We start from the raw sequence: 19940 nt of genomic DNA, 5'->3' as shown, positions 1-19940 counted from the left end.
GAGTGTGTTGCTTGGGGTTCTGCCGGAGAAAACTCCAAAGGGCGTATTCCACTCAATATGTAATCACAGCTAAAAAATTGGAAAGCCGGTTAAACCGGGTCTTGCCACATCATCTTTGCACTATATCTGTCATTAACACTTGCGCACAAATTGGTATATTCAGCATACAATAACGCTTCGATCTATAAACGTTTAACAACATTGTGAGGAACAGCATACCGGATCATTGATAGAATACGGATTGCAATGAGAGGAGTCGAAAGGATTGAATCCAACACAAAAAGATAAAACAAGTTATGGCCAACGATACCGAGACCACTGTACAATCTATTGAATGGCGCGGCGATCACCTGCGAATTCTGGACCAAACCTACCTTCCCAATCGCGAGGTATACAGCGACATTGAAGACGTGGGCCGCATTTGGGAGTCTATTAAAAAGCTGCGGGTACGGGGAGCCCCGGCGATCGGCATTGCAGCGGCATATGGATTTTACCTGGGCATTAAAGACCTGCCCGAAAGCACTTTCGAGAGCTTTTGGGTAGAGGTGGAACGAATCGCGGATTACCTGGAATCGGCTCGTCCCACTGCTGTAAACCTGCACTGGGCGTTAAACCGGTTGAAAAGTACCATACAGGCCCACAAGGAAAAGGAAATTTCCGAGATCAAGGATATCGTCCTTAAAACGGCCAAAACGATCCATGACGAGGACAAGCGAATCAACAAGAAGATCGGTGAAAACGGGCTGGATCTGGTCGGCGATAAAGCGAATATCCTGACTCACTGCAATACCGGTAGCCTGGCCACCGCACAATATGGGACAGCACTTTCGGTCATTTTCCACGCTCACGAGGCGAAAAAAGATATCCACGTTTGGGTAGATGAAACCCGGCCCCTGCTGCAGGGAGCCCGGCTGACCTCCTGGGAGTTGATGAACGCCGAAATACCGATGAAGCTGATCACCGATTCCATGGCGGGGTCGCTTATGCAGCAAAACAAGGTCGATATGGTCATCGTGGGAGCCGACCGCGTGGCAGCGAATGGAGATACAGCCAATAAAATCGGTACGTACCCCCTGGCGGTTCTGGCCAGTGAGCACGACCTCCCGTTTTACGTGGCGGTGCCACTGTCCACCATCGACATGGAACTCAAAGACGGTACCGACATTCCGATTGAAGAACGGGAATCGGACGAAATCGCTAATTTCAACGGCTCGCAGGTGGCCCCTGACAAAGTCGAGACCTATAATCCCGCCTTTGATGTGACGCCCCATAAATATATTACCGGTTTTATCACCGAAAAGGGGATCATCAAACCGAATTTTGAGGATAACTTTAAAAAACTTTTTAAGGATTAGGGAAACTCTGCAAACCGGTTATGTTACCCGGTACCGGCATTTTCACTTTACGGTATGATCGAAAAAATACACCACTACGAGATTCATCAGAAGCTGGGATCCGGCGCGCAGGGTACCGTATACCTGGCAACAGACACCAAGCTGATGCGGCCGGTGGTGATTAAAATCGTTCACCCGGAACGCTCCTCTGAAAAACGAGTACGGGTTGAAATTCTGGAGGAGGCACGGCTGGCCTCCGCTATCCAGCATCCGAATGTCTGTACCATCTATGAAGTCAGCGAATATGAAAAGCGTCCCTATATGGTGATGCAGCATGTACCCGGCAAAACGCTTGAAAAGCTTGTTGAGGAAGAGCCGCTCAATATGCAGTTTGCCCTCTCCGTAGGCATACAAATATCGGAGGGGCTCGAAGAAGCCCACCGCCTGGGCATCTTGCATCGCGATCTGAAACCGGCGAATATCATGATCACCGAAGCCGGACTGGTAAAAATCCTGGATTTCGGGCTGGCCCGCAAGCGCACAGATGAGGAGAAAGAGCCCAGGCCAGTCCATGAGTCTGAATTCGGATTTGGCCCATCTCCCCAAGGAGCGCAGGGATCCCGGACCAAACAGATGGGCACCGTTGCCTACATGGCACCTGAACAATTCGTAACCCTGCGAAGTACCGAGCAGTCGGATATATTTTCGGTCGGCGTTATCCTCTACGAAATTACAACCGGTCGCCATCCTTTCTGGGTCCCTGAAAGTGCCGGACAGGGCGGACTTATTCACCAGATTAAAAATACTGATCCGATCCGGCCGCAGACATTGAGGGATGAGGTGCCCGAATCGCTGCAGAACGTAATTTTAAAGGCTCTGGACAAACAGCCTTCAAACCGTTTTAAATCGGTCACCGAGCTGAGCGAGGGGCTGAAGACCATTATGAAAAGCATGGACTTTGAGGTCGGAACCGTACCCGGCGAACATTCTGCAGTTCTGCCTTCTCCGGCCCCGAGCACCAGGTCGGAGTCGCGCCCGCGCAGCAGCCTTTTATCGATACTAACCGACTTTTTTGACCAGGCTGAAAACAAGGAGATACCGGAAAACTCTGTCGCTGTCCTTCCATTTAAACAGGCCGGGGAGGCTGCCAGACGGAAAAATCGGTATTTTGGCCTTGCCATGACAGATGCGATTGCCAACAGGCTCGCACAAAACTCATCGGTTCGCATTCGCCCGCCCGGTGCCTTTCTGTCTCTTTCCGACCGCAGCCTAGACGAAATACAGGCCGGTCACCGGCTGGAATCGGAATATATTCTTACTGGCTCCTATTTCAGGTCAGATGAAGGCTTCAACCTCAACTGGCAGCTGCTGGAGGTGGCCGGCAAATCGATCGCAGCCGGAGATACCATCGAGGTTCCCTCATTCGACCTGGTGAAAGTTCAAAGCGATATTACCGACCAGGTTGAACAAGCGCTGTTCAACCTGGAAAACCTGGAAATGAAAAAACCCGAAAAAAAATCGCCGGCACTGGCCGACCACCTCTCGGAAATATACCTCGAAGCCCGCGCGCTGCTCTCCAGGTTTCTCTGGGGATCCAGCAACCCGCGTGACCTTGAGGAGAGTAAAAACAAGTTCAAAACCGTGCTTGAAACCGCTCCCGATTTTGCTCCCGCCCAGGCCGGATTGGGGCGCGTTCATTTAAATTATGTAGTCAACGGTTTCGGCGGGCACACCCATTTTATGGCTGCCCAGCGGCATCTTGAAAAAGCCCTGGAGATCGATCCCTCCAATACAGAGGCCAAGCTGCAGCGCGCCTACACCTACCTTTGGCGTGGCGAAAAGGAGCAGGCGCGGCGCGACATCCAGGTTCTCCTCAAACAGACGCGGCACGACGCAGAAGTATTTCTGGGAGCCGGCATCATCTTTCAGCTTGATGGAATCTATGAAGATGCCCTTCGCCTTTTCGGGATGGCCCTGCAACACAATCCCACAGCGGCAACCCAGATATACAACCGGCGGGCCCGCATCTATCACTACAAAGGGGAACTGGAGCTGGCATGGGAAGAGGTGAAAAAAGGGCTGTCCCTGGAACCTCAACATTCGCTGCTTCAGACCACGGAGGGATACCTGTACTTTCGCACGGAACAATACGGGAAAGCGATTCCGATCCTCGAATCGGTGATCCGGGATGACCCCTCCCGCCGGATGACCTACCCCACACTGGCGATGTGTTATGTAAAAAACGGAGAGCCCGAAAAAGCAGCCAAACTCATAACCGATGAGCTGCTGGCCATTTCGGCGACCGACTGCGAGATGGCCTACCGGATGGCCACTTACTGCGTGGTGGAAGAGAACAGCTCGGAAGCCCTGCACTGGCTCCGGAAAACGATCTACCTGGGTTATGAAAACTATCCCTGGATTGTGTCAAATCCCGCCTGGAACGAGTTACATAATCACCCGGAATTTAAAAAGCTAACCTCCGACCTGAAGCGGGTGTATGACAACAATAAAAAGAAGTGGAAAAATTTTATGAGCGATTACTGGGACCAATAAGCTGGTGCGGCGACCACAGGAAAATGCTGCTGCAAGATACCTCAAATGATTTTCGGGAATTCCATCCCGCCTTCGGTTCAACAGGATTTTAATCCCCCAGACAGATACCCACGTCCCGGGCCGTTTGCACGATATCGCTGTCGAGCGGCACATATTTCATTTTCCCCGCCACTTCGCTGAGAGGGATGGTCGTCAGCTTGTTATCCTGCAATACCACCAGCTCGTTAAAATCACCGTTTTCCACGCACCGGATTGCCGAGGCCCCGTAGCGCATCGAGATCAGCCGGTCGTAGGTCGTCGGTGATCCCCCGCGCTGGAGGTGCCCGAGGACGACCGAGCGCGACTCCTGCCCGGTCCGTTCGGTTAACTCGGTGGCCACCTGGCTGGCGATGCCGCCCAGCTGCTCCTGTTGCCCCAGCGTCTTTCCCTTGGTCACAATATCCCCGCCCTTGACCTTGGCCCCCTCGGCTACCACAATCATCGTGTAGTTTTTGCCTTTGGACTTCCGCTCTTCAATCTTTTCGATAATCGCTTCGTAGGTAAACGGAATTTCAGGTATCAGGATCACATCGGCAGTAGAGGCCAGCCCGGAATACAGGGCAATCCACCCGGCGTAGCGCCCCATTACCTCCACAACCATCAGCCGCTCGTGCGACTCGGCCGTGGTGGTAATCCGGTCGATCGCCTCGGTGGCGATACTGCGGGCGGTATCAAACCCGAGGGTTACATCGCAGCCCCACAGGTCATTGTCAATGGTTTTGGGCACTCCAACTATCTTGATCCCTTTCTTGGTCAGCTTGTGGGCTATATGCATGGATCCGTCGCCGCCAATAGCCACCAGGGCATCGATGTTGTACTCATCGAATTTTTTTACCAGGTGGTCAGAGACATCTTTCAGGCCCATGCTTCCATCCTCTTGCCGGCAGGGCATCTCAAACGGATTCCCCTTGTTGGCGGTCCCCAGAATGGTACCGCCCAGCAGGGTAATGCCCCGCACCGACTCCTCCGTCATCTTGATAAAGGGGGTATCGGTATAGATTGAGCCGTACCCGTTCTTGATCCCAAACACTTCCCATCCTCGTTTCAGTGCAGCTAGTGTAGCAGACCGAATGGCGGCATTCAGCCCGGGTGCATCTCCCCCTCCGGTGTTAATCGCTATTCTCATTCTGCAGCAACCTCCCGGAGTGGTTCACCCTGGCTTCGGAATACCTGTTCAACCTGCTCGGCACCCAGCCCGCTGCGCAGCACTTTTGCCTGGTCATCCGTCATATCCAATATGGTCGTCTCCCGGCTGGGCAGCTCCTGCTGGTTGTCAATAATGATATCCACGAGCTTTTCAAATTCTCTCAAAAAAGGCTCGCGCTCGTAGTTGGCCAGTTCTTCATCCCCGATGTTCGGTTTTTTTGCGGTAATGGAGACCAGTGGGTTGCCCACCTCCCTGCCCAGCAGTTCACAGATCGGATAATCGGGCACCCGAATGCCCACCGTCTTTTTCTTGGGATGCACCAGCAGCTTGGGAACCTCTTTGGTGGCCGGCAGAATGAAGGTATAGGGACCGGGTATCAGTCGTTTGATCAGCTTAAAATTATGATCGGAAATGTGGGCAAATTTTGCGATCCCGGAGAGTGAATCACACAGAATTGTCAGGTGGTCGTCATCATTCATCTGTCGAATATTCCGGATCCGTTTAATTCCTTTTTTATTCGTGTATTCGCATCCCAGCGCATACTGGCTGTCGGTCGGAAACAGCGCTATACTCCCCTGTTTCAGCATATCAGCAATTTCAAAAATTCGTTTTACGTGGGGGGTTTCGGGATGGAGTTTTATACGTTCGGCCATAAAACCTACCTCTGTAATTTAAAAGGTTAACTTTGGCTGTTAACATGGATCTAAGCGGTTATATAACATGCCAACATCAGATTGCAACGCTTGTTCTGAAACTGTTAAAAAAGAAAAGCTGTTAAAACCATAAGCTTGTTGTTGAATACAATAGATGATATATAACCGGCTGATTTATTAATAACATATTGAGTCAGGATAGTCAACTAAAATTTGAAAAGTTAATTAAAAATCATTCACACCATGAACAATTCTGTCAACGCGTATTGGTTGGGACATTCCGCTTTCAAAATGGAAAGTCCGGAGGGCAACATCATTTACATCGATCCCTTTTTGAAAAACAATCCCACGACCCCCGATGAGTTTAAATCCCCCTCCGAGGCCGATTATATACTGCTCACCCACGGCCATGAAGATCACGTGGGCGATACCATTGAGATTGCCAAGCGGACCGGATGCGATGTGGTTTCGATTGTGGAGCTCTCGGGGCTACTGAAAAAACACGGGTTGTCGGAAGACCAGGCTGTGGAATTCAACAAGGGAGGGACCATAGAGTTTGACGATTTCAGCGTAACCCTGGTTTCGGCCAATCACAGCTCCTCGTTCGGGGGCGAATATGCGGGCGACCCCGGCGGGCTGGTAGTGGAATTCGATGATTTCACCTTCTATCACCTGGGAGATACCAATATTTTTGCGGACCTGGAACTGTACGGCGAGCTCTACGAGCCCGACCTGATCGCCGTTCCGATGGGAGATCACTACACCATGGGGCCTGCAGAAGCCGCCTGGGCTTGCGAAATGATCGATGCGGCATATGCAGTACCGATCCATTACGGCACTTTTCCCGTCCTTACGGGCAGCCCGAAAGATTTCAAAGAGCTCACCGAGGAATCTTCCGACACCGAAGTTCTGATTCCAGAAGCGGGTGAAAACTTCCTGAAATAAAAAACTACGGCAAACCGTGCTTTCGCCCGATTGGAAGCACGGTTTTTTTGTACAATGCACAACCGCCGCCACTGTTAAAAAAATGCTAAACCTGTGGTGAGCCCCCTATCAACCGGCTTATTTTATTATATTGGGATAGGGAACTTAGAAAACCGATCCTGCGAAAAACTAGATACCGCTGCGTGATCTTGCCGGCAATCCAGAGCTACACGCTAAAACAGCAAATGGGTACCTGCTTCAGGCTGTTGAACCGACCGGAAAACACGGTGAAAATGGTCCGGCAACTGAAAGAAGCACACAGGTTTTGGTAAAGTCCTGCAGCAGTATCATTTAATGCTAATAAATTAATCTCCAACAAGTGTCCAAATCCAGCTCAGAAGAAATTGCCGTCTGGCTTATCAACCTGATCAAAGACAAGGGAGAATTAAAACGGGAAGAAGCGGCAGAATTTGTCGAATCTGCATTCAGCAGCGACTTTATATCGCATACAGCAAATGGAAACCGGTCGTTATCGAAGCAACTGCTCCATGATTTTCGCAATCTCAGGGACGAAACGATCCGGTGGAATGCGGGAAAACAAGCCTGGTATTTTACTGCCAACGGCAGCGAGGAGGCGGAGCGGGAACAGCGCGAGATTCCACAAATCCCCACGGCGGTGGAACCGAAGGAACTGCCAAAGGGAGCATCAAACGTGCACCCGGCTCTCTACCTGAACCGCGAGCTCGGGTGGGTGGACTTTAACTGGAGGGTTCTCTACCAGGCGATGGATTCGCGTAATCCGCTCCTGGAACGCGTTCGCTTTTTGGGGATCACCGCCAGCAACCTGGACGAATTCATCCAGAAACGGGTAGGCGGACTTAAGCGGCAGGAAGCTGCGGGGGTAGATGACCTGAGCCCCGACGGGCGTACCCCGCAGACACAGATCCAGTTGCTGCAGGCCAAGACCAAGCAGATGCAGCAGCGCATGACGGAGGTCTGGAACCAGCATTTGCTGCCCAAGCTGGAAGAGGAGGCCTCGAACAAAATATCGGGATATGATGCCCTCAACAGCCGGCAGAAGAACCGGCTGAACGAATACTTCCTGGATCATATCTATCCCACCCTTACCCCGCTGGCCGTGGACCCGGGCCATCCCTTTCCTTTTATTTCCAACCTCAGCCTGTCGCTGGCCGTCAAGCTCAAAAAACCGAACCGGGATGCATTCAATTTTGCCCGGGTGAAGATCCCTTCCAATCAGCCCCGGCTGCTGCAGGTGGAGAGCGAATCCTATGCCTACCACTATGTGCCGATCGAAGAAGTGATCCGGAAGAACATCGACAAACTGTTTCCCGGCATGAAGGTTGAAAGCATCTGCCTGTTCCGCGTCACCCGCAATGCCGACCTCCGGAGAAACGAAGAAGAGGCCGAAGACCTGTTGTCGATGATTTCGGAGGAGCTTCGGGAACGCCGATTCGCCGAAGTGGTGCGCCTTGAGATTGAAGAAGAGGTCGACCCCGAGGTTGAAAACCTGCTAAAAGATGAGCTCAAGCTGGATGACAGTGACATACACCATGTGGAGGGAGAGCTCGACCTGACGGTCTGTTTCAGCCTGGCCAATCTCAATATCCCGGGTCTCCGGTATGAAAAATGGAATCCGCCGATCCCCAAGCCCCTGTATCACGAGGGGGAAACCGAACAGGAACAGACAATTTTTGATATTATCCGCAAGGGAGACATCCTGGTTCACCATCCCTACGAGTCATTCTCGGCTAGCGTGCAGCGCCTGATCGAGGAAGCCGCCAACGATCCCGATGTGCTGGCGATCAAGCAAACCCTGTACCGCACCTCCGACGATTCACCAATCGTAAAATCACTGATCAAAGCGGCCGAACAGGGCAAACAGGTAGCGGTACTGGTTGAGGTAAAGGCGCGGTTTGATGAAGCCAGCAACATAGAATGGGGAAAAATGCTGGAAAATGCGGGGGTACACGTGGCCTACGGCCTTGTGGGATTAAAAACGCACGCCAAGGTAGCCCTTATTGTCCGCCGCGAAGGCGATAAACACGTCACCTACTGCCATATCGGTACGGGAAACTACCATACCCAAACGGCGGAAATTTATACCGACCTGGGGCTGCTTACCAACGATCCCGAACTGGGATATGATGTAACGAATCTCTTTCACTACCTGACGGGCTACGCCCCGGATCAAACATTTGAAAAACTGATGGTCGCCCCGCACAGCCTGCGATCCGATTTTTACGGCCTGATAGACCGGGAGATCGAACTGGCCAAAGCGGGTGAAAAAGGCCGCATTATTGCCAAAATGAATGCACTCGATGACGTGGGCATCATACAGCGACTTTATGAGGCCTCTCAGGCAGGAGTCAATATTGATCTCATTGTCAGAGGCCACTCCCGCCTGCGCCCGCAGCTTGAGGGATACAGTGAGAATATCCGTATTATCAGTATTATCGGGCGGTTCCTGGAGCACGACCGGATTTTCTACTTCGGCAACGACGGGGAGCCGAAAATCTTTATCGGCAGTGCCGACTGGCGGTCGCGCAACCTGAACGAACGGGTAGAGGCGGTCGTGCCCATCACGCTACCCTCGCTGCAAAAACGGATCATCTCTATTCTGAAAAAAGCCCTCAATGACAACCGTCTGGCCTGGGATATGCACGCCGACGGAAGCTACACCCAGCGCCGGCCCGCAGAGGGACAAAAGGAGAAAAACTTCCACGAAATGATGATGAAAAATGCGTGGAAACGGGCGAAGCGGTAGTTCTGGGTCCTGGGTCCTGGGTTGCCCTGGCGCGGGGTCCTTCGCCCTGATCTATTCGTCATGGATTAAAAGTATTCAGAATCAGGAAGATAAGAACGCCGGTCACCGATACATAAAGCCAAACCGGGAGCGTGATTCTGGAAAATTTCCGATGATAGGTCAGCTTTCCTGAAAATGCAAAATAGAAGCTGGTCAGAATAAATGGAACCACCAGTGCCGAAAGCACGATATGGGTAATCAGGATAAAAAAGTATATCGGCCGGATAAGCCCTTCTCCCTCGAAGGGGGTACTCCCGTGAAAATTGTGATATATCACGTAGCTGATCAGGAAGAGCGAAGAGGTAAAAAACGCTGTAAGCATCAGTTTCATATGCTTCCTGAACTTTCTTTCACGTATCGCCTTGTAGCCCAGAACAATCAATACAGCACTGGTCGTATTTAACAATGCATTCAGCGCAGGCAGACTCGTGATCAGGGCTGAGCTGTAATCACTACCTCCCTTGAAATAAATCAGCCATATCAAAAAGATAAAAGCTGCACCGCTTATCAGCAGAATAACGCCCAGTGCTTTGGGCAAGCTGAGCTCTTTCAGAAACTCTATGGTAAATTGGTCGCCGGGATCTGACATAATCAATATTTTTTTAGTGGCTAAGATATAAAAAACCGGGGTGTTAATTCCAGTAAACCCTGACTAACAAACCGTTTATCGTATTCATTCAACGAGCGATATTCAGGTTAATTTTTTTAGGCATTTTATCCAATAGATTTTATTTTAGCTTCTCGTTTAAATAGCGTTTCGTTATGGTTGCCGGGAACTTTATTTAGATTCGATATAAATACTTTTATCGTCTCTGCCGCGGTTCTTTAAAACCGATTTTTTCCATACATTCATGCCGACTCGACGACCCGTCGGGATTATTATATTACAGTGAAAATCAGCAACTGATAATTCGATCTTCTATTGATTTATGGCTCAGATTTTTCCAAAGTGGGCAAATGAGATTCCAAGACGGCTTTTAATAGGGGCAGTGGTCTTTTTAACTGCAATCGTTGCCGGGGTTTGGTATTTCTTTTCACCCGAATACACCGATGTGGGGTACGCACCAACACAACCTATTGACTACAGTCACCAGGTCCACGCAGGCCAGCTGGGGCTCGATTGCCAATATTGTCACTCAGAAGTCTTTAATTCCAAGCAGGCCAATGTACCCCCTACCGAAACCTGCATGAACTGCCACAACCAAATTGACTCCCAGCGTCCCGAAGAGATTCAAAAAATTCGCGACAGCTGGAACTCGGGAGAGCCCATTGAATGGGTTCGGGTGCACAATCTGCCGGATTACGCTTATTTCAGCCATGAAGCCCATGTAAACGTGGGCGTCGGGTGCGAGTCGTGCCATGGCCGTGTAGACAAAATGGCGGTGGTATCGCAGGAGGAGCCTCTCAGTATGAGCTGGTGCCTCGATTGTCACCGGGCTCCCGAGCAGCATCTGCGCCCGGTAGAGGAGGTTACCACCATGGGGTACGAGGTGGAAAACCAGGCTGAACTGGGTAAAAAGCTCATTGCCAAGCACAATATCCACGCTCCCACCAATTGTCAGGGCTGCCACTATTAATAATTGTATTATCAGTAAACGGAATTTCTAAACCAAGCAGATAAAGCAATCGATGAGCGACGAAGTAACTCAATTGAACGGTGAGGGCAAAAAAGCCAATTATTGGAAAAGCCTGAATGAACTTGCCAAAAACGACGAGTACCAAAAGTTCGTCGACCGTGAGTTTCCCGAAGATGCAACAGAACTGAATGACAAGGTATCGCGTCGCAGCTTTCTGCGTGTTATGGGAGCTTCCATCGCCCTGGCTGGATTTGCCTCGTGCCGGCGTCCCGTACAAAAGATACTTCCCTACTCAAACCAGCCTGAAGAGATCGTGCCCGGAGAACCACTCTACTATGCTTCGGCCATGCCCTTTCAGGATGCACTGACCGGGATCGTCATCGAAAATCACGAAGGACGTCCCACGAAGATCGAGGGCAATGAGATGCATCCCGCAAGCGGCGGTTCTTCAAGTATTTTTAACCAGGGGGCGGTCCTGAACATGTACGACCCCGACCGCTCACGCTTCGTACGCCGCAATGGAGAACGGTCTTCCTACAATGAATTTGTCAGTTTTTGCAACGAACATTTTAGCGACACCGGCCGGAACATCGCCTTTATTTCGGAAGCGAACTCTTCTCCCACCTTTAACAGGTTGAGAGACCAGGCCCTGAACACCTTTTCAAACGCGCGCTGGGTGACCTATGAACCTTTTGGAGAAGACAATGCCCTTGAAGGCACAAGCATCGCCTTTGGCCAGCGGCTCCGAGCGATCAACCATTTTGATCAAGCCGATATTATCGTAGCTCTTGACAACGACTTTCTAAACCCTGCAGCCAACAAAAATTCGGTGCAGGACACCCTCAACTATACGCAGGGACGGAAGGTTGAATCTGCGGAAGAGGAGATGAGCCGGCTTTATGCCGTTGAAAGCACTTTTACGATGACCGGCTCCAATGCCGACAACCGGCTGCGGCTGAAATCGAGTGAAATTGAACTTTTTGTATACGCTCTTGCGGCAGAGCTGGCCTCCTCTTTGGGTGGTCTTACCGAATTCAGCGGATACAGCAACAAGTTTTCTGACCATGAATGGATTCCGGTCCTGGCGGAAGATCTTCTTGCCAACCGGGGAACCTCTGTGGTCACTGTTGGAAATGAGCACGCGCCATCTGTTCACGCCACCGTTGCCGCCATTAATCGCGAACTGGGCAACGCCGGTCGTACGGTTACATACCATGAAGTACCATACCTGCAAGACCAGTATAACCGTGAAGCTTTAGAACAGGTGATAGCGGATCTACACGATGGAGGTATTGATACGGTCGTGCTGGTGGGTACCAATCCCGCGTTTACAGCACCCGCGGACCTCAACTTTACCGAAGCGATCCAAAATGCTGGGACGGTTGTCCACCTGTCTGACTACTATGATGAAACATCCAAACTGGCCCAGTGGCATGTAAATCGGGCTCACTTTTTGGAAGCCTGGGGCGATGGATATTCCTTTGCGGGCACGCGGTCGGTAGTGCAGCCACAGATTGAACCCCTGTTCTCGGGTGTCAGTGACATTGAGTTTTTAAACAGTGTTGTAACCGGAGAAAAAACAAAAGGTTACGACCTCGTACAAACCACGTGGAACGGCTTTATTGACGGGAGCTTCAGCTCCGGTTGGAACCGTATTCTTCATGACGGCCTGGATGATGAGGCGACCTTCCCCCAGGTGTCGGTTGATATCAGCTCAGGCTTCCAAAGCAGCGTTAGCAGTTTTCTGAATAACGTCGCGGAAAGCGGTGGGATTGAGGTGGTCATCCGCCCGGACTCCAAAATATTTGACGGCCGCTATGCCAATAACGGCTGGCTGCAGGAGTTGCCGGACCCGATGACCAAGATCACCTGGGACAACGTGGCATTGATGAGTAAAAATACTGCTGAAGAGCTCGGCATCCAGCAGGCGGGACTGGGAGTGGCCAAAGTTCAAAAAATTGCTATTACAATCGACGGAACCACCGTTGAAGTACCCGCGTGGGTTCAGCCCGGCCACGCCGATGACAGTATTACGGTAACCGTCGGTTACGGTCGCGAAGGGATCGGGAAAGTGGCCAATAAAACGGGAGTGGACACCTATCCCCTCCGCACCACCAATTCCATGCACTTTGCCACCGATGTGACTATAGAAAATGCAGGCGGATCGTATGAAATTGCCTGTACGCAGGACCACAACAGTATGGAAGGCCGTTCACTGCTTCGCCACGCCACTCTTCAGGAGTATCGCGAAAATCCCGAATTCGCCTCCTATGAATCGGCTTATAATGCGGAACTTCCGGGCCAATCCTATGCCGAGGAACAAGGCAGCAATCGCCCGATGACCCTTTTTAATGCCCAGGATGATGAAGAATATCCTGACTACGAGCCCCAATGGGGAATGACGATCGACCTCAACAGCTGTATCGGCTGTGGGGCATGTACAGTAGCCTGCCAGGCTGAAAACAATATTCCGGTAGTAGGAAAACGGGAGGTTAGCAACGGACGCGAGATGCACTGGATCCGAAACGATCGCTATTTTGAAGGCGATGTGGATGACCCCCAGGCCCTGCATCAGCCGGTGCCCTGCATGCACTGCGAGCTGGCGCCCTGCGAGCAGGTATGTCCGGTGGCGGCCACAACCCACAGCGATGACGGGATGAACCAGATGACTTACAACCGCTGTATCGGTACCCGGTATTGCGCCAATAACTGCCCGTACAAAGTTCGTCGATTTAATTTCTTCAATTATACCAAGGAGTATTTAACCACCGGCGATGATCCCGAAGTAGTACAGATGGCAATGAACCCGGATGTGACGGTACGCTTCCGCGGTGTCATGGAAAAATGCACTTACTGTGTACAGCGGGTCAACAAGGCAAAAATTGAAGCCAAAAAAGAAACGGGATCTCCCAAACCGGAAGATGGTGCGGTTAAAACCGCCTGCCAGCAGGCCTGCCCCGCAAAGGCTATCGAATTCGGCGACCTGACCGATGAAAACAGCAACGTCGTACAGGCTAAAAACAATGAACGCAACTACCTTCTGCTGGAGGAGGTCAACACGCGGCCCCGAACCTCATACCTGGCTAAATTGAGAAATCCGAATCCCAAATTGGCATAACACGAAATCTCTTTTCTTTAAAATGAGTAAATCTTACGAATACGTACCAGAACCTGCGCTTGTAAAAGGTGATCATTCGTTTTCAAGTATCACCTCCATGATTGCCAAAACGCCGCTTTCCCCGGCACCGAAGCTGTGGTATCTGGCCTTTGGACTTGCAAATTTGCTGCTGATCGCCATGCTGGTGGCTGTCGGGTACCTGATTTGGGAAGGAACCGGCATCTGGGGTCTGAACAATCCCGCCGGGTGGGGATGGGCTATCATCAACTTTGTATGGTGGGTCGGTATCGGCCACGCCGGGACACTTATTTCCGCTATTTTATTTCTGTTTCGGCAGGGCTGGCGGACTGCTATTAACCGCTTTGCGGAAGCAATGACCATTTTTGCGGTAATGTGCGCGGGCCTGTTTCCCGCTATACACGTGGGACGTATCTGGGTGATCTACTGGGTCTTCCCGATTCCCAACCAGATGGCCGCCTGGCCCAATTTCAGCAGTCCCCTGCTATGGGATGTTTTTGCGGTCAGTACCTATTTCACCGTTTCACTTCTTTTCTGGTATGTCGGCCTCATCCCTGATTTTGCAACCCTGCGGGATAAAGCCAAAAGCAAAATTGCCAAAATGTCGTATGGTATAGCCTCTCTGGGCTGGACCGGCAGCTTCCGCCACTGGTGGAACTACGAGAAAGCTTACATGATCCTGGCCGGCCTCGCCACTCCCCTGGTACTTTCGGTACACACCATTGTATCGTTCGACTTTGCCGTCTCCGTCATTCCGGGCTGGCACAGTACTATTTTCCCGCCCTATTTTGTTGCAGGGGCGATCTATTCCGGCTTCGCCATGGTATTGACCCTGATGCTTATTGCCCGAAAGATCTACGGCATCGAGGATATCATGAATATCGATATCATGGAAAAAATGAATATCGTAATGATGGTGACCGGTAACCTCGTGGCCTTTGCCTACCTGATGGAGGGCTTTGTTGCCTGGTACAGCGGCTATATTTATGAACAGGCCATCTTCTGGTTGTATGCTACAGGACCATACGCGTGGGGTTTCTGGATACTGATGTTTTGTAACGTGGTGACACCCCAGTTCCTGTGGAGCAAATATATTCGCCGCAACGTGGCATTGACATTTATTATCTCCATCATCGTAAATATCGGCATGTGGTTCGAACGCTTCATGATTGCAGTGGGATCGCTGGCAACCGACTTTATGCCCTCAAACTGGGACTACTACTCTCCCACGTTCTGGGATATTCTGACGTACGTCGGCACATTCGGGCTCTTTTTCACGATGTTCCTGCTATTCCTGCGGTTCCTCCCGATGGTGGCAATTGCCGAAGTCAAAGGCGTTATGCCGCAGGCTGATCCCCACAACTACGATGATGAGACCAAGGAATTTATTAAACCAAAAGCTGAACCTGTGGTTGCAGAACAACCGGAAACTGCTTAGAATTGAACCACTATGGATACAAATAATACCAACATGTACGGCGTTCTTGCCGAATTTCGGAACCCAAAAGAGCTTATTGACGCAGCTTCCGCTGTAAAAAAGTCCGGCTACAATGATTTTGACACGTACGCCCCATTCCCGATTCACGGGATGGAAAAAGCGATGGGGCTGAGTAAATCACCGCTGGGCTGGATCGTTTTTGGAGGAGCATTGATCGGTTTTGTTGGCGCTATCGCCCTGATGGTCTGGGTCATGGCCTACGAATACCCGATGAATATCAGTGGCAAGCCGTTGATCAATCCGCCTGTCTACGTTCCCATTACTTTTGAACTGACGGTTCTGCTTTCCGCATTTGCCGCAACGTTTGGGATGATTGCCCTCAACAAGTTACCACGCTTCCATAATCCGCTGTTTAACTCAGAGCGTTTTGAAAAAGCTTCGGACGACGGTTTTTTCGTCTGCATAGAAGCGGGGGACGACCTTTTTGATGAGGAGAAAGTAAACAAGTTGTTTAAAGATGCGGGGGCTACCCACATCGAAACGATCTACGACAAGTAAAAAGTCGTATCTTAAACATTTTTTAAGAAAATTTTGACTTGATATTCAATATGAAAGAAGGAGCCAACATATCAGAATCAGCTGTTGTTACCTCTCCCCCCCGGTGCGGGAGACAGCGGAAAAGGGGTTTAATCAGTCCGGCAAAGATTCTGAGCATCTTTATTGTCATTTTGGTACTGGGAGCCTGCCGCGGGCAACGATTTGAGCAGGAACCTGTCCATCCGGTTATGAATATGGATCAGCAGGAACGATTCGAAGCCCAGGAAGAGAATCCATTTTTTGCCGACAACCGTTCCATGCGGCAGCCCGTGGAAGGAACGGTATCCCGCGGAAACCTGCGCGAAGATGCCGTCTACTACCAGGGAATCAACGATGACAGCTCATTTGTAACCGATATACCGGTAGAGGTTGACAAATCGTTTTTGTACCGGGGTAAAGACCAGTATGAAGTGTACTGCACGCCTTGTCATGGTACGCTGGGCGACGGGCAGGGAATCATTATGACCGGTCAATATGGATACGTTCCCGCTCCAACCTTTCACCAGGACCGACTTCGCGAGATCGAGAACGGGTATCTGTATTCTGTAATTGCCAACGGCATTCGCAATATGCCTGCTTATGCCCATCAAATAAAGGTGAAAGACCGGTGGGCTATCGTAGCATACATGCGCGCCCTGCAACGAAGCCAGTATGTGCCTGAAGATGAAGTGCAGGCGTATGATGTCGATCTTGCCAGTCTTCAAGCAGAATTTACCGAGCAACAACAAAAAGAGCAGGCTATGCAGGAGGCCGAAGCCGCTGCAGGTGGAGGTGATGTGTCTGCAGCCCGGGGTGAAGAACTTTTCGTAGCCAACGGTTGTCAGGCGTGTCACTCCCGCGATGGATCTGATGGAATAGGACCTACCCTGCAAAATGTGATGGGCAAGTCTGAAACGCTGGCCGACGGCAGCACCATTACGGTCGACGAAGATTACCTTCGGGAATCGATCACCAACCCATCGGCCCAGATTGTCGAAGGCTATGACCCGGTAATGGCGCCTTATGGTCATTTAAGCGATTCCGACATTCAATCGCTCATCGAATACATCAAATCATTAAGTGATAACCAGTAAGAACTTTTGATAACAACATGAGCAAGCCCAAAATAACTGACACACTGGAGTTTCCTTCCGATCAAAATTTGACCAAAGGCCTGTTTGGGGTCGGTATAGTAGGTCTTTTGGCCAGCGGCGTGGGATATTTTATAAACCACGACCAGTTTTTCTTCTCTTACCTGGTCAGCTTTACCTTTTTCTCCAGCATAGCGCTGGCAAGCCTCTTTTTTGTGATGCTGCAGCATCTTACCCGCTCGGAATGGAGTGTTGTATTGCGCCGTATTCCGGAAGCGATCTCTTCCAACCTGTATATTTGGGCACTCTTTCTTATTCCTGTTTTCTTTGGGATGCACTCGCTGTTTCACTGGACCCACGAGGATGCTGTTGCTCACGATCCGGTACTCCAGGGCAAAGTGCCTTACCTTAACGTGCCGTTCTATATCGTCCGCCAAGTGATCTATTTCGGCATCTGGAGTTTCCTGGGATACCGGCTCTACAAAAATTCCGTTAAAATGGATGAAACCGGCGACTGGGGACTTCAAACCCTGCTGAGACGTACCAGTGGGCCAGGACTCTTCCTGTTTGTTATTACATTTGCATTTGCCTCGTTCGACTGGCTTATGGCTCTTGATCCGCACTGGTATTCCACCATTTTCGGTGTTTATTACTTCGCAATGAGTTTCCAGGGACTGTTTGCTTTCTTTATACTCCTTGTATTTTTCCTCTGGAACAGGGGCATATTGAAGAACACCATCCAGGAGAGTCATATTTATGACCTGGGGGTGCAGATGTTTGGTTTCACCGTATTCTATGCTTACATCGCATTCAGCCAGTACCTGTTGATCTACTATGCGGCTATTCCGGAAGAAACCCTGTGGTATATGCACCGTTTTGATGGAGGATATGAATATATGGCCTGGATGCTGCTCTTCGGACGATTTGTGATTCCATTCGTCCTCCTGCTTAATAAAAATATGAAAACGAATTACAAGGTCGTTTACGGCGTATCCATACTGATATTGGTTACACATTTCGTGGAACTGTACTGGATCGCCATGCCGGTGCTGCATGAACACGGTATCCACTTTAACTGGCTGGATGTAACAACTTTCCTTGGTCTGGGTGGCATCTTCTTTGGCCTGTTTTTCCGCCGGTTCAAGCAGCAAAAAATGATTCCGGTCAACGATCCAAAACTGGGAAAATCTCTACGCAAGCATTAACTGGCAGAATCGTTTATAGTTAGTAAAACAACAGATCTTTATGTCGAACGAAGACAGAACATACAGCTCCGAATTTAAAGCCAAGGTTGCACAAGCTGCAATCGACCAGGGAAAGCAAAACCTGGACCAGCTTTCTAAAAAATATGATGTGCCGGTGTCGACGATCCTGACGTGGGCCGTTCAGCTCGAAAAAGACGCAGAATCGTTTTATCAGGGCAGCGAAGAAACCGAAAAAGCGGAAGAACATATATCCGACCAGGAAGAGGTGGACGTGGAAGTCACCGACAAAGAGATTATGGACTCCATCGATTACGGGGTCATGTTCGACCGACTGAACATTCGCCGACTCGTCTTCTGGAGCGTGCTCGGAACCATCCTCGTGGTAATATTTGTTTTTGCGCTGCGTGAGATGTACGAGTACAACCGGCTCCTTTCACAGGATGCGGCCTCCGGCAGTACGGAATTTTACCAGGTAAATCAACAAAAGCTGGAGGCCACTGAAACGTTGAACTCCTTTGGAGTTGTTGACTTGGAAAATGGCATATACAGAATTCCAATCGACAGTGCTATTAATGAGATGGCTGAACAGCAATAACAGCGAAACACGTTTTTTTTATTCATTTACCGGGTCGCTACTCCTTTTGGTGTATTTGTTCGCCCTTCCGGCAGCAGCGGAAGCGCAGTTAAATAACAAAAAGCCAGATGATGTGCAGAACGTAGATGTTCAAGAGCATCTCGGGGAGAACATCCCGCTTGATTTGACGTTCGCAACGTCAAAAGGTGATTCCGTCACAATCCGGGAGCTGATGGAAGGTGACAAACCGGTCATACTCAACCCGGTATACTATAACTGCCCCATGTTGTGCAGTATGGTTACCGATGCCATATACACCGGGATTAAAGATTTGAAATGGGATCCCGGCAACCAGTTTGAAATTATTACGTTCAGTTTTGATCCGGATGAAGACACGCCATTGGCTGACTCCACCAAACAGGTGTACAGCGAGAAGCTCGGAGAAGACAGGGTCAGCAGTGGCTGGCATTTTTTAACCGGCAGGCAGGACGTTATTAAAGAATTAACCCAAGCGGTCGGATTTAAATACGAAAAAGTTGAGCGTAATGGCGAATACGCGCACAGTGCCGCAATAATTTTTTTAAGCCCTGACGGAACCATTACGCGATATCTTTACGGTATCAAATTTGACGAGTTCCAGTTCAGGAATGCGCTTTACGATGCTGCAGACGGAGAGATCGGCAGTGCCGTTGACAAAGTTGTTATGTACTGTTACCAGTACGACCCGAGTTCCCAAAGCTATGTTCCGGTTGCCTGGCGTATTATGCAGCTCGGTGGCTTGGCAACAGTTTTAATTCTGGGTATATTCCTCGGTTTATTATGGCTGAAAGAAAAAGGTTCTAAACACGACAGGAAGCTAAACAATTAGA

15 protein-coding genes are annotated in these 19940 nt (G+C 50.3%); 12 read left to right on the top strand and 3 right to left on the bottom strand.

Annotated features, from left to right (window positions below; all coding sequences use genetic code 11):
* The first annotated feature begins 296 nt into the window (after positions 1-296).
* Entirely contained in the window at positions 297-1355 is a 1059-nt protein-coding gene (gene mtnA, locus ACG2E4_RS03965; protein ID WP_395260844.1) for an S-methyl-5-thioribose-1-phosphate isomerase, read from the top strand.
* Between the two features lie 54 nt (positions 1356-1409).
* Entirely contained in the window at positions 1410-3887 is a 2478-nt protein-coding gene (locus tag ACG2E4_RS03960; RefSeq protein ID WP_395275762.1) for a protein kinase, read from the top strand.
* Positions 3888-3975: 88 nt separating this feature from the next.
* Here the strand turns inward: ACG2E4_RS03960 and ACG2E4_RS03955 are convergent, their stop codons facing one another.
* Together ACG2E4_RS03955 and ACG2E4_RS03950 are read right to left on the bottom strand one after the other, a co-directional pair.
* Positions 3976-5052 carry a 6-phosphofructokinase gene (locus tag ACG2E4_RS03955; RefSeq protein WP_395260846.1) on the bottom strand — a complete coding sequence of 359 codons (1077 nt, stop codon included), beginning with the start codon at positions 5050-5052 and terminating at the stop codon, positions 3976-3978.
* A complete protein-coding gene (locus ACG2E4_RS03950; protein WP_395260848.1) occupies positions 5049-5726 on the bottom strand; it encodes an L-threonylcarbamoyladenylate synthase in 678 nt (225 codons plus the stop codon). The genes ACG2E4_RS03955 and ACG2E4_RS03950 overlap by 4 nt, the downstream gene beginning before the upstream one ends.
* A gap of 243 nt (positions 5727-5969) precedes the next feature.
* Between ACG2E4_RS03950 and ACG2E4_RS03945 the strand changes: the two genes are divergently transcribed.
* Together ACG2E4_RS03945 and ppk1 are read left to right on the top strand one after the other, a co-directional pair.
* Positions 5970-6671, top strand: a complete 702-nt coding sequence (locus ACG2E4_RS03945) for a metal-dependent hydrolase (RefSeq protein WP_395275761.1) — start codon at positions 5970-5972, stop codon at positions 6669-6671.
* 358 nt (positions 6672-7029) lie between these two features.
* On the top strand, positions 7030-9435 hold the full coding sequence (gene ppk1, locus ACG2E4_RS03940; RefSeq protein ID WP_395275760.1) for a polyphosphate kinase 1: 2406 nt from the start codon (positions 7030-7032) through the stop codon (positions 9433-9435).
* A gap of 58 nt (positions 9436-9493) precedes the next feature.
* On the opposite strand, the gene ACG2E4_RS03935 is transcribed toward ppk1, so the two are convergent.
* The gene (locus ACG2E4_RS03935; protein ID WP_395275759.1) at positions 9494-10063 is read right to left on the bottom strand and encodes a DUF420 domain-containing protein; all 570 of its coding nucleotides are present in this window, start codon (positions 10061-10063) and stop codon (positions 9494-9496) included.
* 340 nt (positions 10064-10403) lie between these two features.
* On the opposite strand from ACG2E4_RS03935, the gene ACG2E4_RS03930 reads away from it, so the two are divergent.
* From ACG2E4_RS03930 to ACG2E4_RS03895, 8 genes are all read left to right on the top strand, one after another.
* Positions 10404-11051 (top strand): cytochrome c3 family protein, encoded by a 648-nt coding sequence (locus ACG2E4_RS03930; RefSeq protein ID WP_395261136.1) that lies wholly within the window; start codon positions 10404-10406, stop codon positions 11049-11051.
* 52 nt (positions 11052-11103) lie between these two features.
* Positions 11104-14169, top strand: coding sequence for a TAT-variant-translocated molybdopterin oxidoreductase (locus ACG2E4_RS03925; RefSeq protein ID WP_395275758.1), 3066 nt, complete (start codon positions 11104-11106; stop codon positions 14167-14169).
* A 22-nt stretch (positions 14170-14191) separates the two neighbouring features.
* Positions 14192-15625, top strand: a complete 1434-nt coding sequence (nrfD, locus tag ACG2E4_RS03920) for an NrfD/PsrC family molybdoenzyme membrane anchor subunit (RefSeq protein ID WP_395261139.1) — start codon at positions 14192-14194, stop codon at positions 15623-15625.
* Positions 15626-15637: 12 nt separating this feature from the next.
* On the top strand, positions 15638-16183 hold the full coding sequence (locus ACG2E4_RS03915; RefSeq protein ID WP_395261140.1) for a DUF3341 domain-containing protein: 546 nt from the start codon (positions 15638-15640) through the stop codon (positions 16181-16183).
* A 50-nt stretch (positions 16184-16233) separates the two neighbouring features.
* Positions 16234-17295 (top strand): c-type cytochrome, encoded by a 1062-nt coding sequence (locus ACG2E4_RS03910; RefSeq protein ID WP_395275757.1) that lies wholly within the window; start codon positions 16234-16236, stop codon positions 17293-17295.
* 17 nt (positions 17296-17312) lie between these two features.
* A complete protein-coding gene (locus ACG2E4_RS03905) occupies positions 17313-18497 on the top strand; it encodes a hypothetical protein (protein WP_395261144.1) in 1185 nt (394 codons plus the stop codon).
* Positions 18498-18537: 40 nt separating this feature from the next.
* On the top strand, positions 18538-19092 hold the full coding sequence (locus tag ACG2E4_RS03900; protein ID WP_395261146.1) for a transposase: 555 nt from the start codon (positions 18538-18540) through the stop codon (positions 19090-19092).
* A 112-nt stretch (positions 19093-19204) separates the two neighbouring features.
* Positions 19205-19939 (top strand): SCO family protein, encoded by a 735-nt coding sequence (locus ACG2E4_RS03895; RefSeq protein ID WP_395275756.1) that lies wholly within the window; start codon positions 19205-19207, stop codon positions 19937-19939.
* Position 19940 lies beyond the last annotated feature (1 nt).

The organism is Halalkalibaculum sp. DA384 (genome assembly GCF_043951955.1).
Taxonomy (GTDB): Bacteria; Bacteroidota; Rhodothermia; order Balneolales; family Balneolaceae; genus JAMQKA01.
This window is presented reverse-complemented; position numbering and strand designations above follow the sequence as displayed.

Coding starts and splice junctions, on each gene's coding strand:
- mtnA (WP_395260844.1), top strand. CDS start 297: ATGGCCAACGATACCGAGACCACTGTACAATCTATTGAATGGCGCGGC.
- ACG2E4_RS03960 (WP_395275762.1), top strand. CDS start 1,410: ATGATCGAAAAAATACACCACTACGAGATTCATCAGAAGCTGGGATCC.
- ACG2E4_RS03955 (WP_395260846.1), bottom strand. CDS start 5,052: ATGAGAATAGCGATTAACACCGGAGGGGGAGATGCACCCGGGCTGAAT.
- ACG2E4_RS03950 (WP_395260848.1), bottom strand. CDS start 5,726: ATGGCCGAACGTATAAAACTCCATCCCGAAACCCCCCACGTAAAACGA.
- ACG2E4_RS03945 (WP_395275761.1), top strand. CDS start 5,970: ATGAACAATTCTGTCAACGCGTATTGGTTGGGACATTCCGCTTTCAAA.
- ACG2E4_RS03935 (WP_395275759.1), bottom strand. CDS start 10,063: ATGTCAGATCCCGGCGACCAATTTACCATAGAGTTTCTGAAAGAGCTC.
- ACG2E4_RS03930 (WP_395261136.1), top strand. CDS start 10,404: ATGGCTCAGATTTTTCCAAAGTGGGCAAATGAGATTCCAAGACGGCTT.
- ACG2E4_RS03925 (WP_395275758.1), top strand. CDS start 11,104: ATGAGCGACGAAGTAACTCAATTGAACGGTGAGGGCAAAAAAGCCAAT.
- nrfD (WP_395261139.1), top strand. CDS start 14,192: ATGAGTAAATCTTACGAATACGTACCAGAACCTGCGCTTGTAAAAGGT.
- ACG2E4_RS03915 (WP_395261140.1), top strand. CDS start 15,638: ATGGATACAAATAATACCAACATGTACGGCGTTCTTGCCGAATTTCGG.
- ACG2E4_RS03910 (WP_395275757.1), top strand. CDS start 16,234: ATGAAAGAAGGAGCCAACATATCAGAATCAGCTGTTGTTACCTCTCCC.
- ACG2E4_RS03905 (WP_395261144.1), top strand. CDS start 17,313: ATGAGCAAGCCCAAAATAACTGACACACTGGAGTTTCCTTCCGATCAA.
- ACG2E4_RS03900 (WP_395261146.1), top strand. CDS start 18,538: ATGTCGAACGAAGACAGAACATACAGCTCCGAATTTAAAGCCAAGGTT.